Genomic DNA, 17,978 nt, shown 5'->3' on the forward strand with positions numbered 1-17,978 from the left:
GAGAATTGAGACATCAATATGGCAATAAACTGATCCCACCGGGAAGCCGCTCTAAATTTCTGTCCAACATGGTGTACTTTAGCAAGTTGTTCAAAATCCTGTCGCACAACAGGTTTAATTAGCTCATGAAATACGGTATTCTGATGTGACAAAACCTGAATCCTGGTCGTTAAAGTGTTTGTTTGCACTCATATTTTAACTGTTAGGACTCAGGTTTTTTTATTTAAAGCAAACTATGGGACAGCAGTGACCTGACGGTGCTTTTTCATGGCGGGGCATGACTTATTCTGGTGTGTGGTACATCAGATATAATTCATTCAAGTTTTCTGGAATCTCTTCTGCAAGCTCATCCATTAACTGGCCATTGCGACGGAAAGATTCCATTTGCGGATCTTCTTCATCGATGCCACTGAATACCATAATTGGCAGCGTTAAATCGACCAACTGTTCTTCAAATTCTTCTGTAAACCAGGCTTCTTCGTTTAGGAACATGGCATCTACAAAGCCCACGCTCCAGTCACCTAGACTTGATTCGGTATCTGCTTCTTCAATTTCAAACGGGAAAGTGATCCCTTCTTCATTGGCCAAGCTTTGACGGATTGACTCTAACCATGCTTTAACCTGATTGATGATTTCTGCAGGCACTTTTTTCTGGTTGCCTTCAAAAAGTTCATCCATCCATTTGTCAAATTGCGGGCCTACTGCGATAGCACATAAGAAACCATGAGTTGCCGCAAAATCCAGACCATACTCATTTTGGTCGCCATCCAGATATTCACTCAACAGGTCTAAATCTAAAGCACTCATTTAACATCCAAACTTAGAAAACCGAAAGGATTAGCATAGCATTTATTCAGGCTATGCTAAATCTGAATTCGTTAATCTTCGTCGTCAAAGTCGTCATCATCGTCGAAGTCATAATCAAAATCTTTGAGTTCGCGTTCCAGGCGGCGTTGCGAGAGCAGATCATCAATCAGACGACGTTTTTCCAACGACTCTTTCGCACTTAGCTTACTCGATGCCTCATCGAAATTAACATCATCATCACCGTAGCTATCATCTAGTTCAAAATCTGTCGAAGACACTAAAACTACCTCGTAGTGAAAAATGTAAATGGGTCTAGGCGCTATTTATCTTGCCTTTAAAAACTTGTCAAGTTTTATTTATATATTTTGTATGTTTATACTAGTTGGCTCTTGTTTTTCTACAGCATAATTGTGTATTTATTAGCTGGTTAGATAGTGAACGCTTTTTATCCCATGGATGAGGGACGTTTCTAAAATTAGATTGGGAAATACACTTGAAAAGATAAACTTAGACCCAATATCGATATTCAATTGTTATTCAAACATATTTATAAAATCATGCTTGACTGATCAATTCCAAAACTATTTCAGGTGAATTGTGCTATCATGCACGGTTTTTCACTGCCACAGATTCAACGAAGAGTAAGCAAAGATGAGCGATATGACTTCCCCTACTTCTCAAGTAGCGGCTCTGATTAGCCGAGGCAAAGAACAAGGTTACTTAACCTTCGCTGAGGTTAACGATCATCTCCCGGACTCCATCACAGAAAGCGAACAGATTGAAGACATCATTCAAATGCTGAATGATGTGGGTATTCCTGTCCATGATCGTGCGCCTGAATCTGATGATGCAATGTTCGAGGATACTGCAGAAGCTGCTGATGAAGTTGCAGAAGAAGAAGCTGCGGCTGTACTTGCATCTGTAGAAAACGAACCAGGTCGTACGACTGACCCTGTACGTATGTACATGCGTGAAATGGGTACCGTTGAACTTTTAACGCGTGAAGGCGAAATTAGCATTGCAAAACGCATTGAAGAAGGTATCCGAGACGTTCTTCACTCTATTGCTTACTGGCCGAATGCTGTAGAAGTTGTACTACAAGAATACAAAGATTATGAAGCTGGCGAACGCCGCCTTGCTGACATTCTGTCAGGTTATTTAGACCCTGAATCAGATGAAGAAATTCCAGAAGTCCTGGAAGAAGTCGCTGAAATCGAAGAAGACGAAGAAGCAACGACCAAGTCAACCAAAGATGTAAAACTGGATGATGACGAGGAAGATGAAGAGTCTGATAGCGATGACGATTCTGAAGGTGACTCAGGCCCAGATCCAGAAATTGCCAAAGTTCGTTTTGCCGAACTTTCCGATGCCTGGAAAAATACCAAAGCGGTACTGGAAAAACACGGCCGTAACAGCAAAGAAGCAGAAGAAGCACTTCAAGCGCTTGCTACTGTGTTCATGATGTTCAAGTTCACGCCGCGTCTGTTCGATATCATTTCTGAAATGATTCGTGGCACACATGACCAGATCCGTGGTGCAGAACGTGAAGTGATGCGTTATGCCGTGCGTCGTGGCCGTATGGACCGTACCCAGTTCCGTACTACTTTCCCGGGTCAGGAATCGAATCCAGCCTGGTTAGATGAGCAAATTGCGAAAGCGACTGCTGATCAGAAAGCTTATCTGGAAAAAGTACGTCCTGACGTATTGGCCTTCCAGCAAAAAATCGCAGATATCGAAAAAGACCTTGATCTTAAAGTTCGTGACATCAAAGACATTGCCAAACGTATGGCAGTCGGTGAAGCGAAAGCGCGTCGTGCCAAGAAAGAGATGGTTGAAGCAAACTTACGTCTGGTGATTTCGATCGCGAAGAAATATACCAACCGTGGTCTGCAGTTCTTGGATCTGATTCAGGAAGGTAACATCGGTCTGATGAAAGCGGTAGACAAGTTTGAATACCGTCGTGGTTACAAGTTCTCGACTTATGCCACCTGGTGGATTCGTCAAGCGATCACCCGTTCAATCGCGGATCAGGCACGTACCATTCGTATTCCAGTGCATATGATTGAAACGATTAACAAGATCAATCGTGTATCTCGTCAATTGCTTCAGGAAATGGGCCGTGAACCGACACCGGAAGAACTGGGCGAACGTCTGGAAATGGACGAAGTGAAGGTTCGTAAAGTACTGAAAATCGCTAAAGAACCGATTTCGATGGAAACACCGATCGGTGATGATGAAGATTCGCATTTGGGTGACTTCATTGAAGACAGCAACATCACCTCTCCTGTTGATGCTGCTACTTCAGAAGGCCTGAAAGAAGCGACTCGCGAAGTACTGGAAAACCTGACTGAACGTGAAGCGAAAGTCCTGAAAATGCGTTTCGGTATCGACATGCCAACGGATCATACTTTGGAAGAAGTCGGTAAACAGTTCGATGTAACCCGCGAACGTATCCGTCAGATTGAAGCGAAAGCACTGCGTAAGTTACGTCACCCTTCCCGTTCTGAACACCTGCGTTCATTCCTGGAAAATGATTAAGATTTAATACAATTTTGGAGACTTGAAATTTCATCTCTCGTCTCCATTTTGTATTGCAATACACCCAAACGCCTGCGCTATGCAGGCGTTTCGAATAGGGGGACTACATGTTAGACCGTACACCATCTCGTGAACTCCGCGAAGATCTTTGGGTTTTTCCAATGGATTACCCAATCAAACTCATTGGCCTGGCAGGTGAAGAACTGCTGGATGCAGTCGTTGAGATTTTTACCAAGCATTTCCCTGACTTTGATGGCGATAGCGTAAGCATCACTCCATCCCGTACTGGTAAATATCATTCGATCACTGCTCAGCTACGTTTCCTTGAACTAGAACAGGTGCATGCCGTATATGCTGATCTTGCAGCTTGCCCACTAATCAAGACTGCACTTTAAGATTATTCTGCTCCAACCTTGGCAAATTAAAAAACACGCTTTCGGGCGTGTTTTTTATGTGTGTGACTAGCTCACCAACAATTACTACGAATCTCTCCCCTATCTATTGCTGAAATCATTATAATTATTTGCAGTATGATTTAATTTTCTAAGGACGCACACTGTGACAGCTGCGGTTCAAAAACCCTCCCTGATTATCCGTCAATATAATAACCTGACTCCCTACGAAGACCGTTTTCTGGAAATGAAAAGCTTCACGGAAAACCGTGATGAAAATACGCCTGATGAGTTATGGATTTTGCAGCACCATGATGTACTGACCCAAGGTCAGGCCGGTAAACCGGAACATATCCTGATTCCAACTGATATTCCTGTCATTCAAACCGACCGTGGTGGTCAAGTCACTTGGCATGGTCCTGGTCAGCTCGTCGCATACTTTATGTTTGACCTGAACCGTCTGGGCTGGAATGTCCGTACATTGGTGTCTTATGCCGAAAACCTGATGATTGAACTACTTAAAAAGCATGAGATTGAAGCCTATGCCAAGCCCGATGCTCCGGGCGTCTATGTGAATGAGCGAAAGATTGGTTCTCTCGGCTTTAAAATCCGTAAAGGCCGTAGCTATCATGGCTTATCTTTAAATATTGATTGCGACCTGACTGGTTTCCATACCATCAACCCGTGCGGCTATGCAGGCCTGGAAATGGTGCGAATTAATGACCTCGTCAGCAACCCGCCAAAGTTTAATGACTTGTGTGTTGAAATTATTGAAACTTTAAGCAGCAGCGGTTACTTTAAGCAGGTGAACGTCGAGCAAAGATAAAGCCTTTGCATTTTAACAATAAATAAATTAGAGTAATTACTCTAAACCAATAATATCAAGATAGGGATCATCACGTGATTGCGACAAAATCCGTAAAACCCGCTTTGCAGCTTGCCTATGTCAAACTGATGATGGATATCATTGGCCGTGGCCTGGTCATGGCAAGTCAGGTAGACCCAGAAATCAAACAGGAAGTTGCCCAGTTTCCCGCCAATTTTAGGCTTTCAATGAATGTTTTTCCGCATGGCCCGGCCTTCGTTGCCCGGGTCACGGAACAACATCAGCTGGAACTGGTCAAAGACAGCAGCATCAAGCCAGACCTGACCATTACCTTTAAGCATCTGCATCATGCCTTTCTGGTGTTTTCCTTTCAGGAAAGCACGTCTCAGGCCTTTGCCAATGACCGCATGATTGCCGATGGTGATATTTCCTATGCGATCCGTCTGGTACGTTGCCTGAACAAAATGGAAGCGCTGATCTTGCCGAAAATGGTGGCGCAACTGGCAGTAAAAGAATACCCGAATAATCTGGGACTCAAAGATAAAATCATGGAAGCGAGCAGCATCTACTTAAAAGTCGCTCAATCTTATTTGAAACGGAGTGTATAACATGGCAAAACCTTATTATGAATTTTTCTGCCCAGTCAAAGTAATTGCTGGTCATGCCGCGTTAGAACACATTCCTTTTGAATTGGCCACTTTAGGTGCCAAACGTCCACTGATCATTACCGATAAAGGTGTACGTGCCAATAACCTGCTGGCGCCGATTGAAGCTGCTTTTGAATCGACCGATGCCAAAATTGCAGCGATTTTCGATGATGTCCCGCCAGATTCCAGTTTAGGTACAGTGCGCAGCGCAGCACAGCTTTATCATGATCATGATTGCGATGCCATTATTGCTGTTGGCGGCGGTTCAGTGATTGATACCTCAAAAGCGACCAATATTTTGGTCTCTGAAGGTGGTGACGACTTACTCAAATATTCTGGTGCGCATAACCTGCCTAAACCGCTGAAGCCATTTTTCGTAATTCCTACGACTTCAGGAACTGGTTCTGAAGTGACGATGGTTGCGGTAGTTTCAGACACAGAAAAAAATGTGAAAATGCCATTCGCATCTTATTACCTAATGCCGCATGCAGCAATTCTGGATCCACGTATGACTCAGACCCTGCCACCGCATCTAACTGCCATGACAGCCATGGATGCGATGACTCATGCGGTAGAAGCCTACACCTGTATGGCAGCCAACCCAATTTCAGATGCCTATGCCACAGCTGCCGTGAAAAAGGTCAGTGCCAACCTGTTTAACGTACTCGACAACCCAACTGATGCCCAAGGTCGTCTGGAGCTGGCTCAGGCCTCTACCATGGCCGGAATTGCCTTCTCCAATTCAATGGTGGGTCTGGTGCACTCCCTTGGACATGCTCTAGGTGCAGTCGCGCATTTGCCGCATGGCCTATGTATGAATCTGTTCCTGCCTTATGTACTGGAATACAACAAGGAAGTGAATGGCGACAAGATTGCCGAGCTGCTGCTGCCATTGGCGGGTGCAGACATCTATGCACAAACACCAGCACACTTACGTGCAGACAAGACCATTGCTACAATTTTAACCATGCGTGATCGAATCTATAGCTTGACCAAATTACCGCGCACATTAAGTGAAACAGGTAAGATTTCTGAAGCACAGCTGGATGAAGTTGCTGAAAAAGCATTAAATGATGGTTCCATCATTTACAACCCAAAAGAAGCCAGTTTGGAAGATTTGAAATCTATCTTAAAAAAGGCTTGGTAATTACTGAAAAATAAGCCAATATAGCGAAAAATTTAAGCCTGATGTTTTTTTAGACATCGGGCTTTTATCTTGCAGGAAATCGCCGTTTTTTGCTTCGAATGGCACATTTCGTGCAGGCCTAAATTCAAAAAATAGCTAGTAAAAGCCGTAATTTTAAAGTAGATTGGCGCGCTTTTATAGAAAATTGTAGGGGGGATCGTTCGTCTCAAACGATCCTTATTAAATATGACTGATCCTTGATCAACGATTAAGAGGATAACGCCGTTGACAAATTTCTCTGGGACTCAATCGGCAGCTAAACTGCAAAAAACGCTAGGGCTCTGGCACATCATTATTATTGGTTTAGCTTACATTCAACCAATGACCTTATTTGATACTTTTGGTTTGGTATCTGAAGAAAGTCATTTGCATGTTCCTACTTCTTACATCATTGCCCTAATTGCAATTTTGTTTACATCGATCAGCTATGGTCACATGATTCGCCGCTACCCTTCTTCGGGTTCGGCCTACACCTATGCCCAAAAATCGATTCACCCGAATATTGGCTTCATGGTGGGCTGGTCTTCCTGGCTGGATTATCTGTTATCACCAATGGTGAACATCATCCTGGCAGTGATCTATCTTGAAGCACTATTTCCTGATGTGAACCACTGGGTCTGGGTAATCGTGCTGACTGCCTTCATGACCGGGGTAAACCTGCGCGGTGCACGCTTCGTGGCGAACTTTAACAGTTTGATCGTACTGGTACAGTTACTGGTGATCGGTATCTTTACCTGGATGGTCTTTACCAAACTGCAGGCCGGTTTCAATGCTGATGGTCCGATTACAGCTGAACAGCGTTACCAGCTTTGGAGTCTTGAACCGTTCTGGAATGAACTGACTTCGGTAGGCGCCCTGATTACTGGTGCGACCTTACTGTGCTTCTCATTCACCGGTTTTGACTCTTTAAGCTCTCTGGCAGAAGAAACCAAAGATACTGAAAACACCTTGCCTAAAGCGATTTTCTTGACTGCTTTAATCGCTGGTGTGATTTTCATTATCAGCACTTATTTCATGCAGCTGTACTTCCCTTCTACACCGGGTTCTTACTTCAAGAATATTGCTGAAACTCAGCCAGAAATTCTGCTTCTTGTAGGCGGCTCACTGTTCCAGTCTTATGTTCTGACTTTTGCGATCATTACCGTAATGGCGTCTGGTATCTCTGCTCATGCAGGTGTATCTCGTCTGATGTATGTCATGGGTCGTGATGGCGTGATCAACAAGAAAATCTTTGGTCATATCAGTCCGAAAAGCTATACGCCAAACTACAACATTCTGATTGTAGGTGCAGTGGCCTTAACTGCTGGCTTCATGGATCTAGATATCGTGATTTCGATGATTAGCTTCGGTGCCTTGACTGCGTTTACATTCGTGAACCTGTCAGTAATTTCACGTTATGCACTGCGTGATGGCCGTACTAAAACTGCGAAAGATATTTTCAGCTTTGTGGTCATCCCGATGCTTGGTTTTATCAGTATCTTTGCGATGTGGTTGGAAATTGAAGAAACTGCACTGAAATACGGTTTATGGTGGGCGATGTTCGGTATTTTGTACCTGGGTTATAAAACCAAGGGCTTTAAGCACCCTGCTCCACAACATAACGAGTTTGAATAATCGATATTGTTCATACCTAAAAAGGCGCTTTATGCGCCTTTTTTTATTTTCTTGGATAATAGACTGAGCTTATTGTAGGCGACAATCAAAACCCATCTGGGTATTTACCCGGTTATTTTGAAAGCCCAATTTTTCAATAAACTGATCACGATTGGATAATAGTTTCTGATCTTCCGGACTGAGTCGAGCCTTGTTTTTCACTGCCATTTGATACATTTCATTCACCACGCCCTGAAAAATATCACAAACTTCCTGACGTTTGGCTGGTTTCATCTGACGTCCACGCCAGGTCCACTCGAAATCATCACGGCTAAGGGTTTTACCCCATTGCTCAATGCGGCTATTCAAGCGCTGTTGCATCGCTGCCAGTCCCTGACGGATTTCTTCCTGAGTAATGGGCTGAACTGTATCTTGTGATGATACTGATTGCTGTGGCGCTTCTTGAGCCTGTGTCATCATGCTAGCCAGCAATAACGTACTACATCCTGCTAGAATCCATCCTATTTTCACATCTTGTTCCTTTTTTCTACATTCTCAAGAGCTTATCTACAAGATTACCTGAAAGACCTAATATGTACCTGCATCTGTTACATAAAATAAAAAAGCTGCCCTTAGGCAGCTTTTTAAATCGGTACGATGAACTTAAAGCGGTTTAAAACCCTGCTGACGCCATGCTTCATAGACAATCACAGCAGTCGCATTAGACAAGTTTAAGCTACGTGAATTCTCTGCCATTGGCAGACGAATCCAATGCTCTTTCGGAAACATCATACGTACATGCTCTGGCAAGCCACGAGTTTCAGGCCCCATCAACAAGGCTACAGAACGATTTAGATCTGAGGTATGCGGGGTTTCAAAACCTTTGGTAGTCAGCGGATAAACCGCATCCACACCTACGCCCTTAGTAGCCAGATCGGCTAGACAGTCTTCAATATTTTCCCAAATCTGCATATTGGCATATTCGTGATAATCGAGACCGGCACGTCTTAGTTTTTTATCATCTAGTTCAAAGCCAAGCGGCTTGACCAAATGTAACTGTGCTCCCGTATTTGCGCATAGGCGAATAATATTACCTGTATTGGCAGGAATTTCAGGTTCATATAAAACAACATGGATCACAGCTTTTCTCTACTTTTGGGAGTTCAGTGGCCGTTTAGGACCACTTCAATTTTTCACGTAAACGCACCACTTCACCAATAATGGTCAAAGTTGGTGCCTGAATATGGTGCTCATTCACTTTCGATGCAATATCTTGGAGCGTTCCCACCACGACTTTTTGCTCTGGTGTGGTGCCTTTTGAGACTAGGGCTACTGGCATATCTGGACGCTGACCATGCTCAATCAATTGTGCACAGATTTTTTCCAGTCCAACCAGTCCCATATACAGTACTAAGGTCTGGTTTTCATAGACCAGTTCATTCCAAGGCAGCTCTGGTGAACCTTCTTTTAAATGACCTGTCAGGAAGCGCACGCTTTGCGCATAATCACGATGAGTGAGCGGAATACCAGCATAAGCTGAACAGCCTGAAGCTGCAGTAATGCCAGGCACGACCTGAAAGGCCACGCCAGCAGCAAACAGCTCTTCAATCTCTTCACCGCCACGGCCAAAGATAAACGGATCACCGCCTTTTAGACGACAAACGCGCTTGCCTTCGCTGGCATATTTCACCAGTAAGGCATTAATTCCTTCTTGTGGCACTGCATGATTAGACCGCGCCTTACCGACATAGATCTTCTCTGCATCACGGCGACAGAGATCCATGATTGGTGCAGAGACCAAACGGTCATAGATCACCACATCGGCTTGTTGCATCAAACGTAAGGCTTTTAGCGTCAATAACTCTGGATCACCCGGTCCAGCACCGACCAGATAAACCTCACCTTTTGGCTTTTGCCATTCATTTAAAGCTTGTTCAATCAGACGGTCAGCTTCAGCCAGATTGTCATTAAATACCTGTTCTTTCAAAGGACTGGCATATAAATCTTCCCAGAAGATACGGCGTTCATCGGGATTAGTGATCTTAGCTTTAACTGCACTACGCCACTTACCAGAGAACTCAGCCAGTTTACCCATACCATGCGGAATGGTAGCTTCAAGCTGAGTACGGATCTGACGGGACAATACCGGTGAAGTACCGTTACTGGCGACTGAAATAATCAGTGGTGAGCGGTCGATAATTGCTGGAACCATGAAACGGCAATGTGGTGGATCATCAACACTGTTGACCAGCACATTTTCGGCTTCACAGTCTTCAAACACCTGACGGTTGACTCCAGCATCATTGGTCGCTGCAATCACCAGACGATAGGAACGTAGAGAAATTTCAGAATTGAAAGGTGCCTGAACATATTGACCGGCGGTCGCTTGAACAATCTCAAGCAGACTCGCTTCAATCTTAGGTGCAATCACCGAAATGACTGCCCCTGCTTTCTGTAGCAATACCGCTTTACGGTATGCAATATGTCCACCACCGACAATCAGACAAGGTTGCTGTTGCAACTTTAACGAGATTGGAAAGATATCCACAAAATGCCTCAAAAAGTTTTAAATCTGACTGTCTAAGCAATTTTCATGCACATTTTGGTGCATACACCGATATTTAGTCGATGTAAGTTGCGCCACCCATATACGGACGCAGTACTTCAGGGATCTCAATTGAACCATCAGCACGTTGATAGTTTTCCATCACTGCCAGTAAAGTACGACCTACAGCCAGACCTGAACCATTCAGCGTATGTACGAATTCAGTTTTTTTCTGGTCAGCACGGTAACGCGCTTTCATACGGCGTGCCTGGAAATCCCACATATTTGAGCAAGATGAAATCTCACGATACGTATTTTGACTTGGCACCCAGACTTCAAGGTCATAAGTTTTGCATGCACCAAAGCCCATATCACCGCCACACAGAATGATTTTACGGTATGGCAGACCTAATGCCTGCAAAATACCTTCGGCATGACCAGTTAGCTCTTCCAGTGCCTGCATAGAGTCTTCAGGTTTCACGATCTGAACCATTTCAACTTTATCGAACTGATGCTGACGAATCAGACCACGGGTATCACGGCCATAAGAGCCAGCTTCACTACGGAAACATGGGGTATGTGCTGCATATTTTAGTGGCAGACGGTCAGCATCAATGATTTCATCACGCACGAAGTTGGTTACAGGCACTTCAGCCGTAGGGATCAGGTAGAATTCTTTCTCACCTTGCAGCTTGAACAGGTCTTCTTCAAATTTTGGTAATTGACCAGTACCACGTAGAGAATCTGCATTCACCAAATAAGGAACATAGGCTTCGGTATAGCCATTTTTAGTGGTATGCGTATCCAGCATAAACTGGGTAATCGCACGTTGCAGACGCGCTAAAGGACCTTTCAGAACGCTGAAACGTGAACCGGTCAGTTTGGTCGCAGTTTCAAATTCCAGACCGCCCATCATTTCGCCCAGGTCAGTATGGTCTTTGATTTCAAAATCAAATTCGCGTGGTGTACCCCATTTCAGGACTTCCACATTGTCATTTTCATCTTTACCTTCAGGTACAGATTCATCTGGAAGGTTTGGAATAGACAGTGATTTTTCTTCTAGTTCAGCTTGCAGTTCAGCCAGAGCAGCTTCAGCAGCCTTAATTTCATCACCAATCGCAGACATGCGTGCCATAATTTCAGAGGCATCGCCACCTGCTTTTTTGATCTGACCCACTTGCTTGGCACCGGCATTACGCTCAGCTTGCAAGGATTCAGTTTTGGATTGAATCTCTTTACGTCGAGCTTCTAATGATGCCCACTCCTCAACATTCAGTTGAACACCACGTTTTGCCAAGGCTAAATTTACAGCCTCAATATTATTTCTAAGTAATTTCGGGTCGATCATAGCCAATCTTTGGATAAGAAAAAAACTGGCTATAGTGTAAGCTCTTAACGTCAAAAAATACAGTGACTGACCTACCGGCTGGAGTTTATTAGCGCAATATTTAAAGGCTTGTTTGAGGCAGAAGCGATAAATATTCAGGCCGGATGATCTCGCTTAATGCTGTATAAGGTACTTTTAATTCTGCCATGTCACTGATTGGCTTACTCAACTCACCTGCCGGATAAACCAGTACCAAGCCCTGACCGTCAAAATAATAATTGTCGCTCAATGCTAATTTCTGCTGGTTGATTTGATAACGATCCAACCATTCTTTATTTGCTTGATATAGAGCCTGTTTCAGTTTTTCATCTGTATTACCGCGCATAACCTGATGAAGAGCTAGACGTTTCTTTTGTTTTAGATCCAGATTGACATATTCAGTATGAGATTGTGGCTGGGCACGTTCAGGCTGATGAGTAGTTTTAAATATAAAAGTGGCCAGATGAGCATGCTGATTCAGGTAACTCACCTGAATGGAACGCTGATCAATAAATTTCGGCTGATCCTTTGCTTTAATTTTATTACTGGTCACTTTGCTAAAAGCGACCGGCTCAGTACGCTGGATACGCTCCATAAAGTATTGGTTAATCCAACTCATATTGGTATCTACAGTCTGCAAATCAAAGCGCACACAACCTTCGATTTCACACACGACCTGATTAGCATTTTTAACCGGAATTGTTTTGGACTGAATTTGCCCCGTGTCTTCTGATTGCGCGGATGTAGTGACTGAAGAGGTTTGAGGCTGACAGGCAAATAACCCCAGATTCAAACATAAAATACAATTAATCCATCCTGCTTTACATGAAGTCATTTTCATCCTGAGCTCCTAAAATTTTGCAATTTCATTGACTCAACTTTTGTTTATTCTAAAACACCCGAACTTCTAGATATACGCTAACCTTGTAATGACTCCAAATCCATCCCGATCAGGAACAAAAAAAGCAACCCGGAGGTTGCTTTTTTATTTAGGGTGTATTGATGCTTACTGATCAATAATGTCTGTGCCTTTTGGCGGGGTAAAATTAAATGTAGATGCCGGAATCGTGGTATTCAGTTTTACATTACTAAATTTAATATTGGTGGTCTGGCCTAATGAATCCTGCAAAATCATCAAGCTAGGCGCTTTGTTCGCACCAAAACTAATAGTCAGGCTTTCAAACACCCCATCGGTATTTTTCGGATAAAGCGTATAATAGGTTTTAGCTTTATTCGGCTGAGTTACGCGATAAGATTGCATAATCTGGCTGGTATTGCCGGACAATAATAATGCCGGTGTATTTGCCACCTGGTCGTCTAGACTCTGACGCACTGCTTGCTGCAAGTCTGGATCATAGATCCATACGGTTTTACCTGTAGTGGCAATGGTCTGTTTAGATGGACTAGAAGTTTCCCAGTAGAATTTACCCGGACGTGCCACTTTCATCACACCTTTAAAGGTCTGGTTCATGTGCTGGGCGGTTAAGCCTTTTTTCTGGGTCGCTTTCGGATTCGTGACTTTAGTCGTTTGTTCAAAATTTGCAGTTAAGCTACGGATATTGCTGAGCTGTTTCACCAGATTCGCAGTAGCTTGCTGCTCCGTCGCTGCAGTTGCGGCAAATACAGTCGTGCTCATGACAGGTGCCAGTGTCGCCGTACCGATTGTTATGGCACATACAGTTTTACGAAGCATACTCATAATCTCACCTTTTTGTATTTGCATATTGCTATTTATCTAATGGCTCATATTAAACCAATTTCTCGAACTAAGATGATAGAAAATAAGAAGTTTTGTATTGTTATTAATGCAGAATTCCTGTTTTTATTCATCATGATGAAGATTCAATAGTGATATTTACATTCGCTGTCACAGCTTTATAAGCCGATAAATCTTCATGCATAAAAAAACCCACAGAAACTGTGGGTCTTTTTTCTATTTCAGCAAATTATGCTTCAACAGATACGTAGCGACGGCCAAATTGACCTTTCACTTCGAATTTTACTACGCCATCAGCAGTAGCAAATAATGTATGGTCACGGCCCATACCTACGTTTTGACCAGCGTGGAATTCAGTACCACGTTGACGAACGATGATGTTACCTGCAGTTACAGTTTGGCCACCGTAAACTTTAACACCTAACATCTTAGGATTCGAATCACGACCGTTCTTAGTCGAACCACCGGCTTTTTTAGTTGCCATGTCTATTTACTCCTAGTAATTAGCCTGAGATACCAGTAATTTTCAACTCAGTGAACCATTGACGGTGACCTTGTTGTTTACGGTAGTGCTTACGACGACGCATTTTGATGATGCGGATTTTGTCGTGACGACCATGGCTAACTACTTCTGCAGTTACTTTAGCGCCAGCTACAACTGGAGCACCGATTTGAATGCTATCACCGTTTACAAGCATAAGTACGTCATCAAACGTAATTGTTGAACCAGTTTCAGCTTTCAATAATTCAACTTTAAGGGTTTCACCCTCAACTACACGGTGCTGTTTACCACCGCTTTGGATTACTGCGTACATAATGTACTCCAAACATGCCCGTGTCGACGTGCCGATAAAGGAATATATCGATCTTAAAACGCGCGCCACTGGGGGTTATACAAGGGCAAAGATTTTAAGGGATATTATAAGAAACAACAAGCCATTTTAAGGAAATAATCATAAACTCCATTACAAAGCCTATAAACCATTAAATTATTCATTCAAAATCAAAGATTAATACCGGATATACTGACCAAAAAACGCTGCTCAATTCCGAGTTTTCCAGCTGCCTGAGAATGTTTAGAAAAAAACTTTAGCGGAAAGATATTGTTCATTTTTTAAATGTCGAAATTTAGGCTAAACTCGAATAAGTGCTATAAAAAGCTGATTTTTAGTGGAGTTTGTGCTTTTCTTAGCTTTCACTCATGTTATAAATTGTTAAACTACCCGCTGCGATTTACCAAACTAGAGGTTTTCTTTCACATGGCCATCGACTTTAAGCAAGATATTCTCGCTCCTGTTGCTAACGACTTTGCTGCGATGGACACATTCATTAACGAAGGAATTACCTCAAAAGTAGCGCTGGTGATGGCGGTCAGCAAGCATGTGGTTGAAGCTGGCGGCAAGCGTATGCGCCCAATCATGTGCCTGTTGGCAGCAAAAGCCTGTGGTGCCGTAGAACTGGAACAACATCGCAAACTGGCCGCCATTATCGAAATGTTGCATACGGCAACTCTAGTTCATGATGATGTTGTGGATGAGTCAGGCTTACGCCGTGGCCGTCCAACTGCCAATGCGACCTGGAACAATCAGACAGCTGTGCTAGTGGGTGATTTCCTAATTTCGCGTGCCTTTGATTTATTGGTCGACCTTAACAATATGACCCTGCTCAAAGACTTCTCTACGGGTACCTGCGAAATTGCCGAAGGCGAAGTTCTGCAACTGCAATCGCAACATCAGCCAGAAACCTCAGAAGAAACCTATTTGAGCATTATTCATGGCAAGACTTCTCGCCTGTTTGAACTGGCGACCGAAGGTGCAGCTATTCTTTCCGACAAGACTGAGTTCCGTGAACCGTTACGTAAATTCGCTGGTCACTTCGGTAATGCTTTTCAGATTATTGATGACATTCTGGACTATACATCTGATGCTGAAACCCTAGGTAAAAACATCGGTGATGACCTGATGGAAGGCAAACCGACCCTGCCATTGATTGCTGCCATGAAGAATACTACAGGTGAATCACATGAAATTATTCGTCGCAGTATTGCAACGGGCGGAACAGATCATTTGGCAGAAGTCATCAAGATTGTAAATGATTCTGGTGCCTTGGATTATTGCCGCCAGCGTGCAACCGAAGAAACAGAAATTGCAATTCAAGCCTTGAATGCACTACCCGATTCAGAGTATCGTCAGGCCCTCGTTAATCTGGCCAAACTGGCTCTTCACCGGATTCAATAGCCGCTTACCTCGCCTATGCATATTAATTTTCTTGATATTTTTCAAAGCATGCAGCACCAGCTTGAACAACCACAGGCGGTGCTGGATGAGAATTTGCTCATCCAACTTGTAGAACGTATACGCCCAGAAGACAGCAGAAATACAGAAGAAATCGAAACAAAATTTAATGCATTTATCCGGGCCTTACTGCTCACTCCCAATGCAGTCTTAACCTTACAAAGTTTCACTTTAAGAGTTATCAATCGTTATAAACAAGCCAGCCTGTTTTCCGATACTGGGATTCTTTCTCTAGATGGTTTTTGGAACCAGCTGAATCAGCGGATCGGGGCACATATCCTGCCGGTGATTCCAGATCATCTACAACTTCAGGAATTGTTCCGCAAAATTTTCTATTTGCGTACCGATAAATACTGGCTGGATTATTTTGATGAAGCAGACTGGCAGCGACTTTTTGCTGTTGTAAATCAGGGTCATTCTAATCAGTTAGAAAAAACCCGAATCAAAGATCAGATCATTAAAGCACTAACGATTCTGTCCTACCGGGTGAGTGGGATCGGTCTGCATCCTGAATTTATTAATGCTCAGCCTGAGCTCATGGAATATGAATCACCTTTTCTGGTGCAAAACCGTGAGATCATTGAATTTATCCAGGAATATAAAAAACGCTATAACACGGTAGAACTGGTGGATGCGATTACGCCGCCAGATGCTTCCCAAGCTCTGGTCATGCTGGAGCAGTGTCACGATGTTGTCGCCAAAATTCGCCGCTCTACCAAACGGATTGGGGTCAGTGTCAGCCTGACCTATATGCTGGCCTTACTGGAACAGTGTCTGGAACGGATTGAAATCCTGCTGAATATGGTGCTGGATGATGATGACCTGCGTTATCAATCCATTGGCCTGTTTATCGCCGATATTACCGAAGCAATTTATAGTGAACGCAGTGTGCGTGCCTTACTGACTACCAATAGTGAACTCCTAGCTTTACAGGTGACTGAAAATGCCAGTAAAACCGGTGAACATTATGTAAGTACCGACAAGCAAGGCTTTCTGGCCATGTACAAATCGGCAGCCGGTGCCGGTGTCATCATTGCCTTTATGGCTTCGCTGAAAGTCTTAATGGCGCGTGTCACGATGGCACCTTTAATGCAGGCCTTTAGCTATAGCATGAACTATTCGCTCGGTTTTATGCTCATTCATGTGCTGCACTTCACCGTTGCAACCAAACAGCCGGCCATGACCGCAGCTGCACTGGCTTCTACCGTACAACAGCGTAAGGGTTCAAAAACCGCCCAGATTGCTGAACTGGCTGCACTGATTGTGAATATCATTCGGACCCAGTTTGTCGCAATTCTTGGGAATATTTCCATCGCAATTCCGGTTGCAGCACTGATTGCCCTGATGTGGGAATTTGCCCTACATGAGCCATTAATGACACATGCCAAAGCAGCCAAAACCTTATATGACCTGAATCCATTTACTTCTTTGGCGATTCCTCATGCAGCAGTGGCTGGAGTATGTTTGTTCCTGTCAGGCCTATTAGCCGGTTATTTCGATAATATGGCAGTGTATCGGAAGGTTGGTCCTCGTCTGAGAGCTCATGTGCGCCTGTCGCAACTGATGGGACAAGAACGTTTACATCGATTTGCCGATTATATTGAACGTAATCTGGGTGCACTGGCGGGTAATTTTATTTTTGGGGTTATGCTGGGCAGTATGGGTACCATCGGTTTCATTCTTGGCTTGCCTTTAGATATTCGTCATATTGCCTTTGCCTCTGCCAACTTTATCCAAGGACTGATCAATATTAATGGTCCAGATATTGGACTCATTATCATCTCTTTCCTGGGTGTTCTGCTGATTGGTCTGACTAACCTTTTTGTAAGTTTCAGCCTGACCATTATTGTGGCATTACGCGCACGACGGGTGCGTTTCGAACAGTGGAAACCGCTCGCCAAACTGGTCATGACCCATTTCCTGACTCGCCCAAGTGAGTTTTTCTGGCCGCCGAAGCAAACCATTGAAATTGACGAAAATCATACATCCACAAAACTGTAAAATTGCGAGAATATTTGGGCATTTAGGTACAAAATCCCATAAATAAAAAATGGAATTTGCATAAAA

Annotated in this window: 19 protein-coding genes; 8 read left to right on the plus strand and 11 right to left on the minus strand. The window is 43.7% G+C overall.

The genetic code is table 11. From position 1 onward, the window contains the following. The 3 genes from FTV34_RS08475 to FTV34_RS08485 all read right to left on the minus strand — a co-directional run. Positions 1-152, minus strand: a 152-nt coding sequence (locus tag FTV34_RS08475) for a DUF4372 domain-containing protein (RefSeq protein ID WP_141214591.1), incomplete at its 3' end; no start/stop codon positions are given. 130 nt (positions 153-282) lie between these two features. Continuing rightward, the gene (locus FTV34_RS08480) at positions 283-807 is read right to left on the minus strand and encodes a YecA family protein (protein WP_004784868.1); all 525 of its coding nucleotides are present in this window, start codon (positions 805-807) and stop codon (positions 283-285) included. 71 nt (positions 808-878) lie between these two features. After that, positions 879-1,085 carry a PA3496 family putative envelope integrity protein gene (locus tag FTV34_RS08485; RefSeq protein ID WP_004784869.1) on the minus strand — a complete coding sequence of 69 codons (207 nt, stop codon included), beginning with the start codon at positions 1,083-1,085 and terminating at the stop codon, positions 879-881. Between the two features lie 373 nt (positions 1,086-1,458). Between FTV34_RS08485 and rpoD the strand changes: the two genes are divergently transcribed. The 6 genes from rpoD to FTV34_RS08515 all read left to right on the plus strand — a co-directional run bounded on the left by rpoD (position 1,459) and on the right by FTV34_RS08515 (position 8,010). After that, the gene (gene rpoD, locus FTV34_RS08490; RefSeq protein WP_004784872.1) at positions 1,459-3,345 is read left to right on the plus strand and encodes an RNA polymerase sigma factor RpoD; all 1,887 of its coding nucleotides are present in this window, start codon (positions 1,459-1,461) and stop codon (positions 3,343-3,345) included. 107 nt (positions 3,346-3,452) lie between these two features. Next, on the plus strand, positions 3,453-3,740 hold the full coding sequence (locus FTV34_RS08495; RefSeq protein ID WP_159123449.1) for a YbeD family protein: 288 nt from the start codon (positions 3,453-3,455) through the stop codon (positions 3,738-3,740). Between the two features lie 163 nt (positions 3,741-3,903). Beyond that, positions 3,904-4,563, plus strand: a complete 660-nt coding sequence (lipB, locus tag FTV34_RS08500; RefSeq protein WP_159123448.1) for a lipoyl(octanoyl) transferase LipB — start codon at positions 3,904-3,906, stop codon at positions 4,561-4,563. A gap of 74 nt (positions 4,564-4,637) precedes the next feature. Beyond that, a complete protein-coding gene (locus FTV34_RS08505) occupies positions 4,638-5,171 on the plus strand; it encodes a hypothetical protein (RefSeq protein WP_005236882.1) in 534 nt (177 codons plus the stop codon). Between the two features lies 1 nt (position 5,172). Beyond that, complete coding sequence (locus FTV34_RS08510) at positions 5,173-6,357, plus strand: iron-containing alcohol dehydrogenase (protein ID WP_180069916.1); 1,185 nt, start codon at positions 5,173-5,175, stop codon at positions 6,355-6,357. A 264-nt stretch (positions 6,358-6,621) separates the two neighbouring features. Continuing rightward, positions 6,622-8,010 carry an APC family permease gene (locus tag FTV34_RS08515; RefSeq protein WP_004784881.1) on the plus strand — a complete coding sequence of 463 codons (1,389 nt, stop codon included), beginning with the start codon at positions 6,622-6,624 and terminating at the stop codon, positions 8,008-8,010. A 69-nt stretch (positions 8,011-8,079) separates the two neighbouring features. Here FTV34_RS08515 and FTV34_RS08520 read toward each other — a convergent pair whose 3' ends face one another. From FTV34_RS08520 to rplU, 8 genes are all read right to left on the minus strand, one after another. After that, the gene (locus FTV34_RS08520; protein ID WP_180069972.1) at positions 8,080-8,469 is read right to left on the minus strand and encodes a hypothetical protein; all 390 of its coding nucleotides are present in this window, start codon (positions 8,467-8,469) and stop codon (positions 8,080-8,082) included. Between the two features lie 183 nt (positions 8,470-8,652). Next, complete coding sequence (locus tag FTV34_RS08525; protein ID WP_180069918.1) at positions 8,653-9,129, minus strand: tRNA (cytidine(34)-2'-O)-methyltransferase; 477 nt, start codon at positions 9,127-9,129, stop codon at positions 8,653-8,655. Positions 9,130-9,163: 34 nt separating this feature from the next. Continuing rightward, a complete protein-coding gene (gene cysG, locus FTV34_RS08530; protein WP_180069920.1) occupies positions 9,164-10,537 on the minus strand; it encodes a siroheme synthase CysG in 1,374 nt (457 codons plus the stop codon). A gap of 73 nt (positions 10,538-10,610) precedes the next feature. After that, on the minus strand, positions 10,611-11,882 hold the full coding sequence (gene serS / locus FTV34_RS08535) for a serine--tRNA ligase (RefSeq protein WP_005236894.1): 1,272 nt from the start codon (positions 11,880-11,882) through the stop codon (positions 10,611-10,613). Between the two features lie 100 nt (positions 11,883-11,982). Next, entirely contained in the window at positions 11,983-12,741 is a 759-nt protein-coding gene (locus tag FTV34_RS08540) for a DUF3298 domain-containing protein (protein ID WP_180069922.1), read from the minus strand. A 165-nt stretch (positions 12,742-12,906) separates the two neighbouring features. After that, positions 12,907-13,599, minus strand: a complete 693-nt coding sequence (gene lolA, locus FTV34_RS08545; protein WP_004784895.1) for an outer membrane lipoprotein chaperone LolA — start codon at positions 13,597-13,599, stop codon at positions 12,907-12,909. A gap of 247 nt (positions 13,600-13,846) precedes the next feature. Further along, on the minus strand, positions 13,847-14,101 hold the full coding sequence (gene rpmA, locus FTV34_RS08550; protein WP_004784896.1) for a 50S ribosomal protein L27: 255 nt from the start codon (positions 14,099-14,101) through the stop codon (positions 13,847-13,849). Positions 14,102-14,120: 19 nt separating this feature from the next. Then, positions 14,121-14,432: a 50S ribosomal protein L21 gene (gene rplU / locus FTV34_RS08555; protein ID WP_004784898.1), complete on the minus strand. Its 312-nt coding sequence runs from the start codon at positions 14,430-14,432 to the stop codon at positions 14,121-14,123. Between the two features lie 444 nt (positions 14,433-14,876). Between rplU and sdsA the strand changes: the two genes are divergently transcribed. Together sdsA and FTV34_RS08565 are read left to right on the plus strand one after the other, a co-directional pair. Beyond that, positions 14,877-15,854: an All-trans-nonaprenyl-diphosphate synthase gene (gene sdsA, locus FTV34_RS08560; protein WP_004784900.1), complete on the plus strand. Its 978-nt coding sequence runs from the start codon at positions 14,877-14,879 to the stop codon at positions 15,852-15,854. Positions 15,855-15,869: 15 nt separating this feature from the next. Beyond that, entirely contained in the window at positions 15,870-17,912 is a 2,043-nt protein-coding gene (locus FTV34_RS08565; RefSeq protein WP_180069924.1) for a site-specific recombinase, read from the plus strand. The last annotated feature ends 66 nt before the right edge of the window (positions 17,913-17,978 follow it).

It is taken from the genome of Acinetobacter sp. YH16038 (genome assembly GCF_013417275.1).
GTDB lineage: Bacteria > Pseudomonadota > Gammaproteobacteria > Pseudomonadales > Moraxellaceae > Acinetobacter.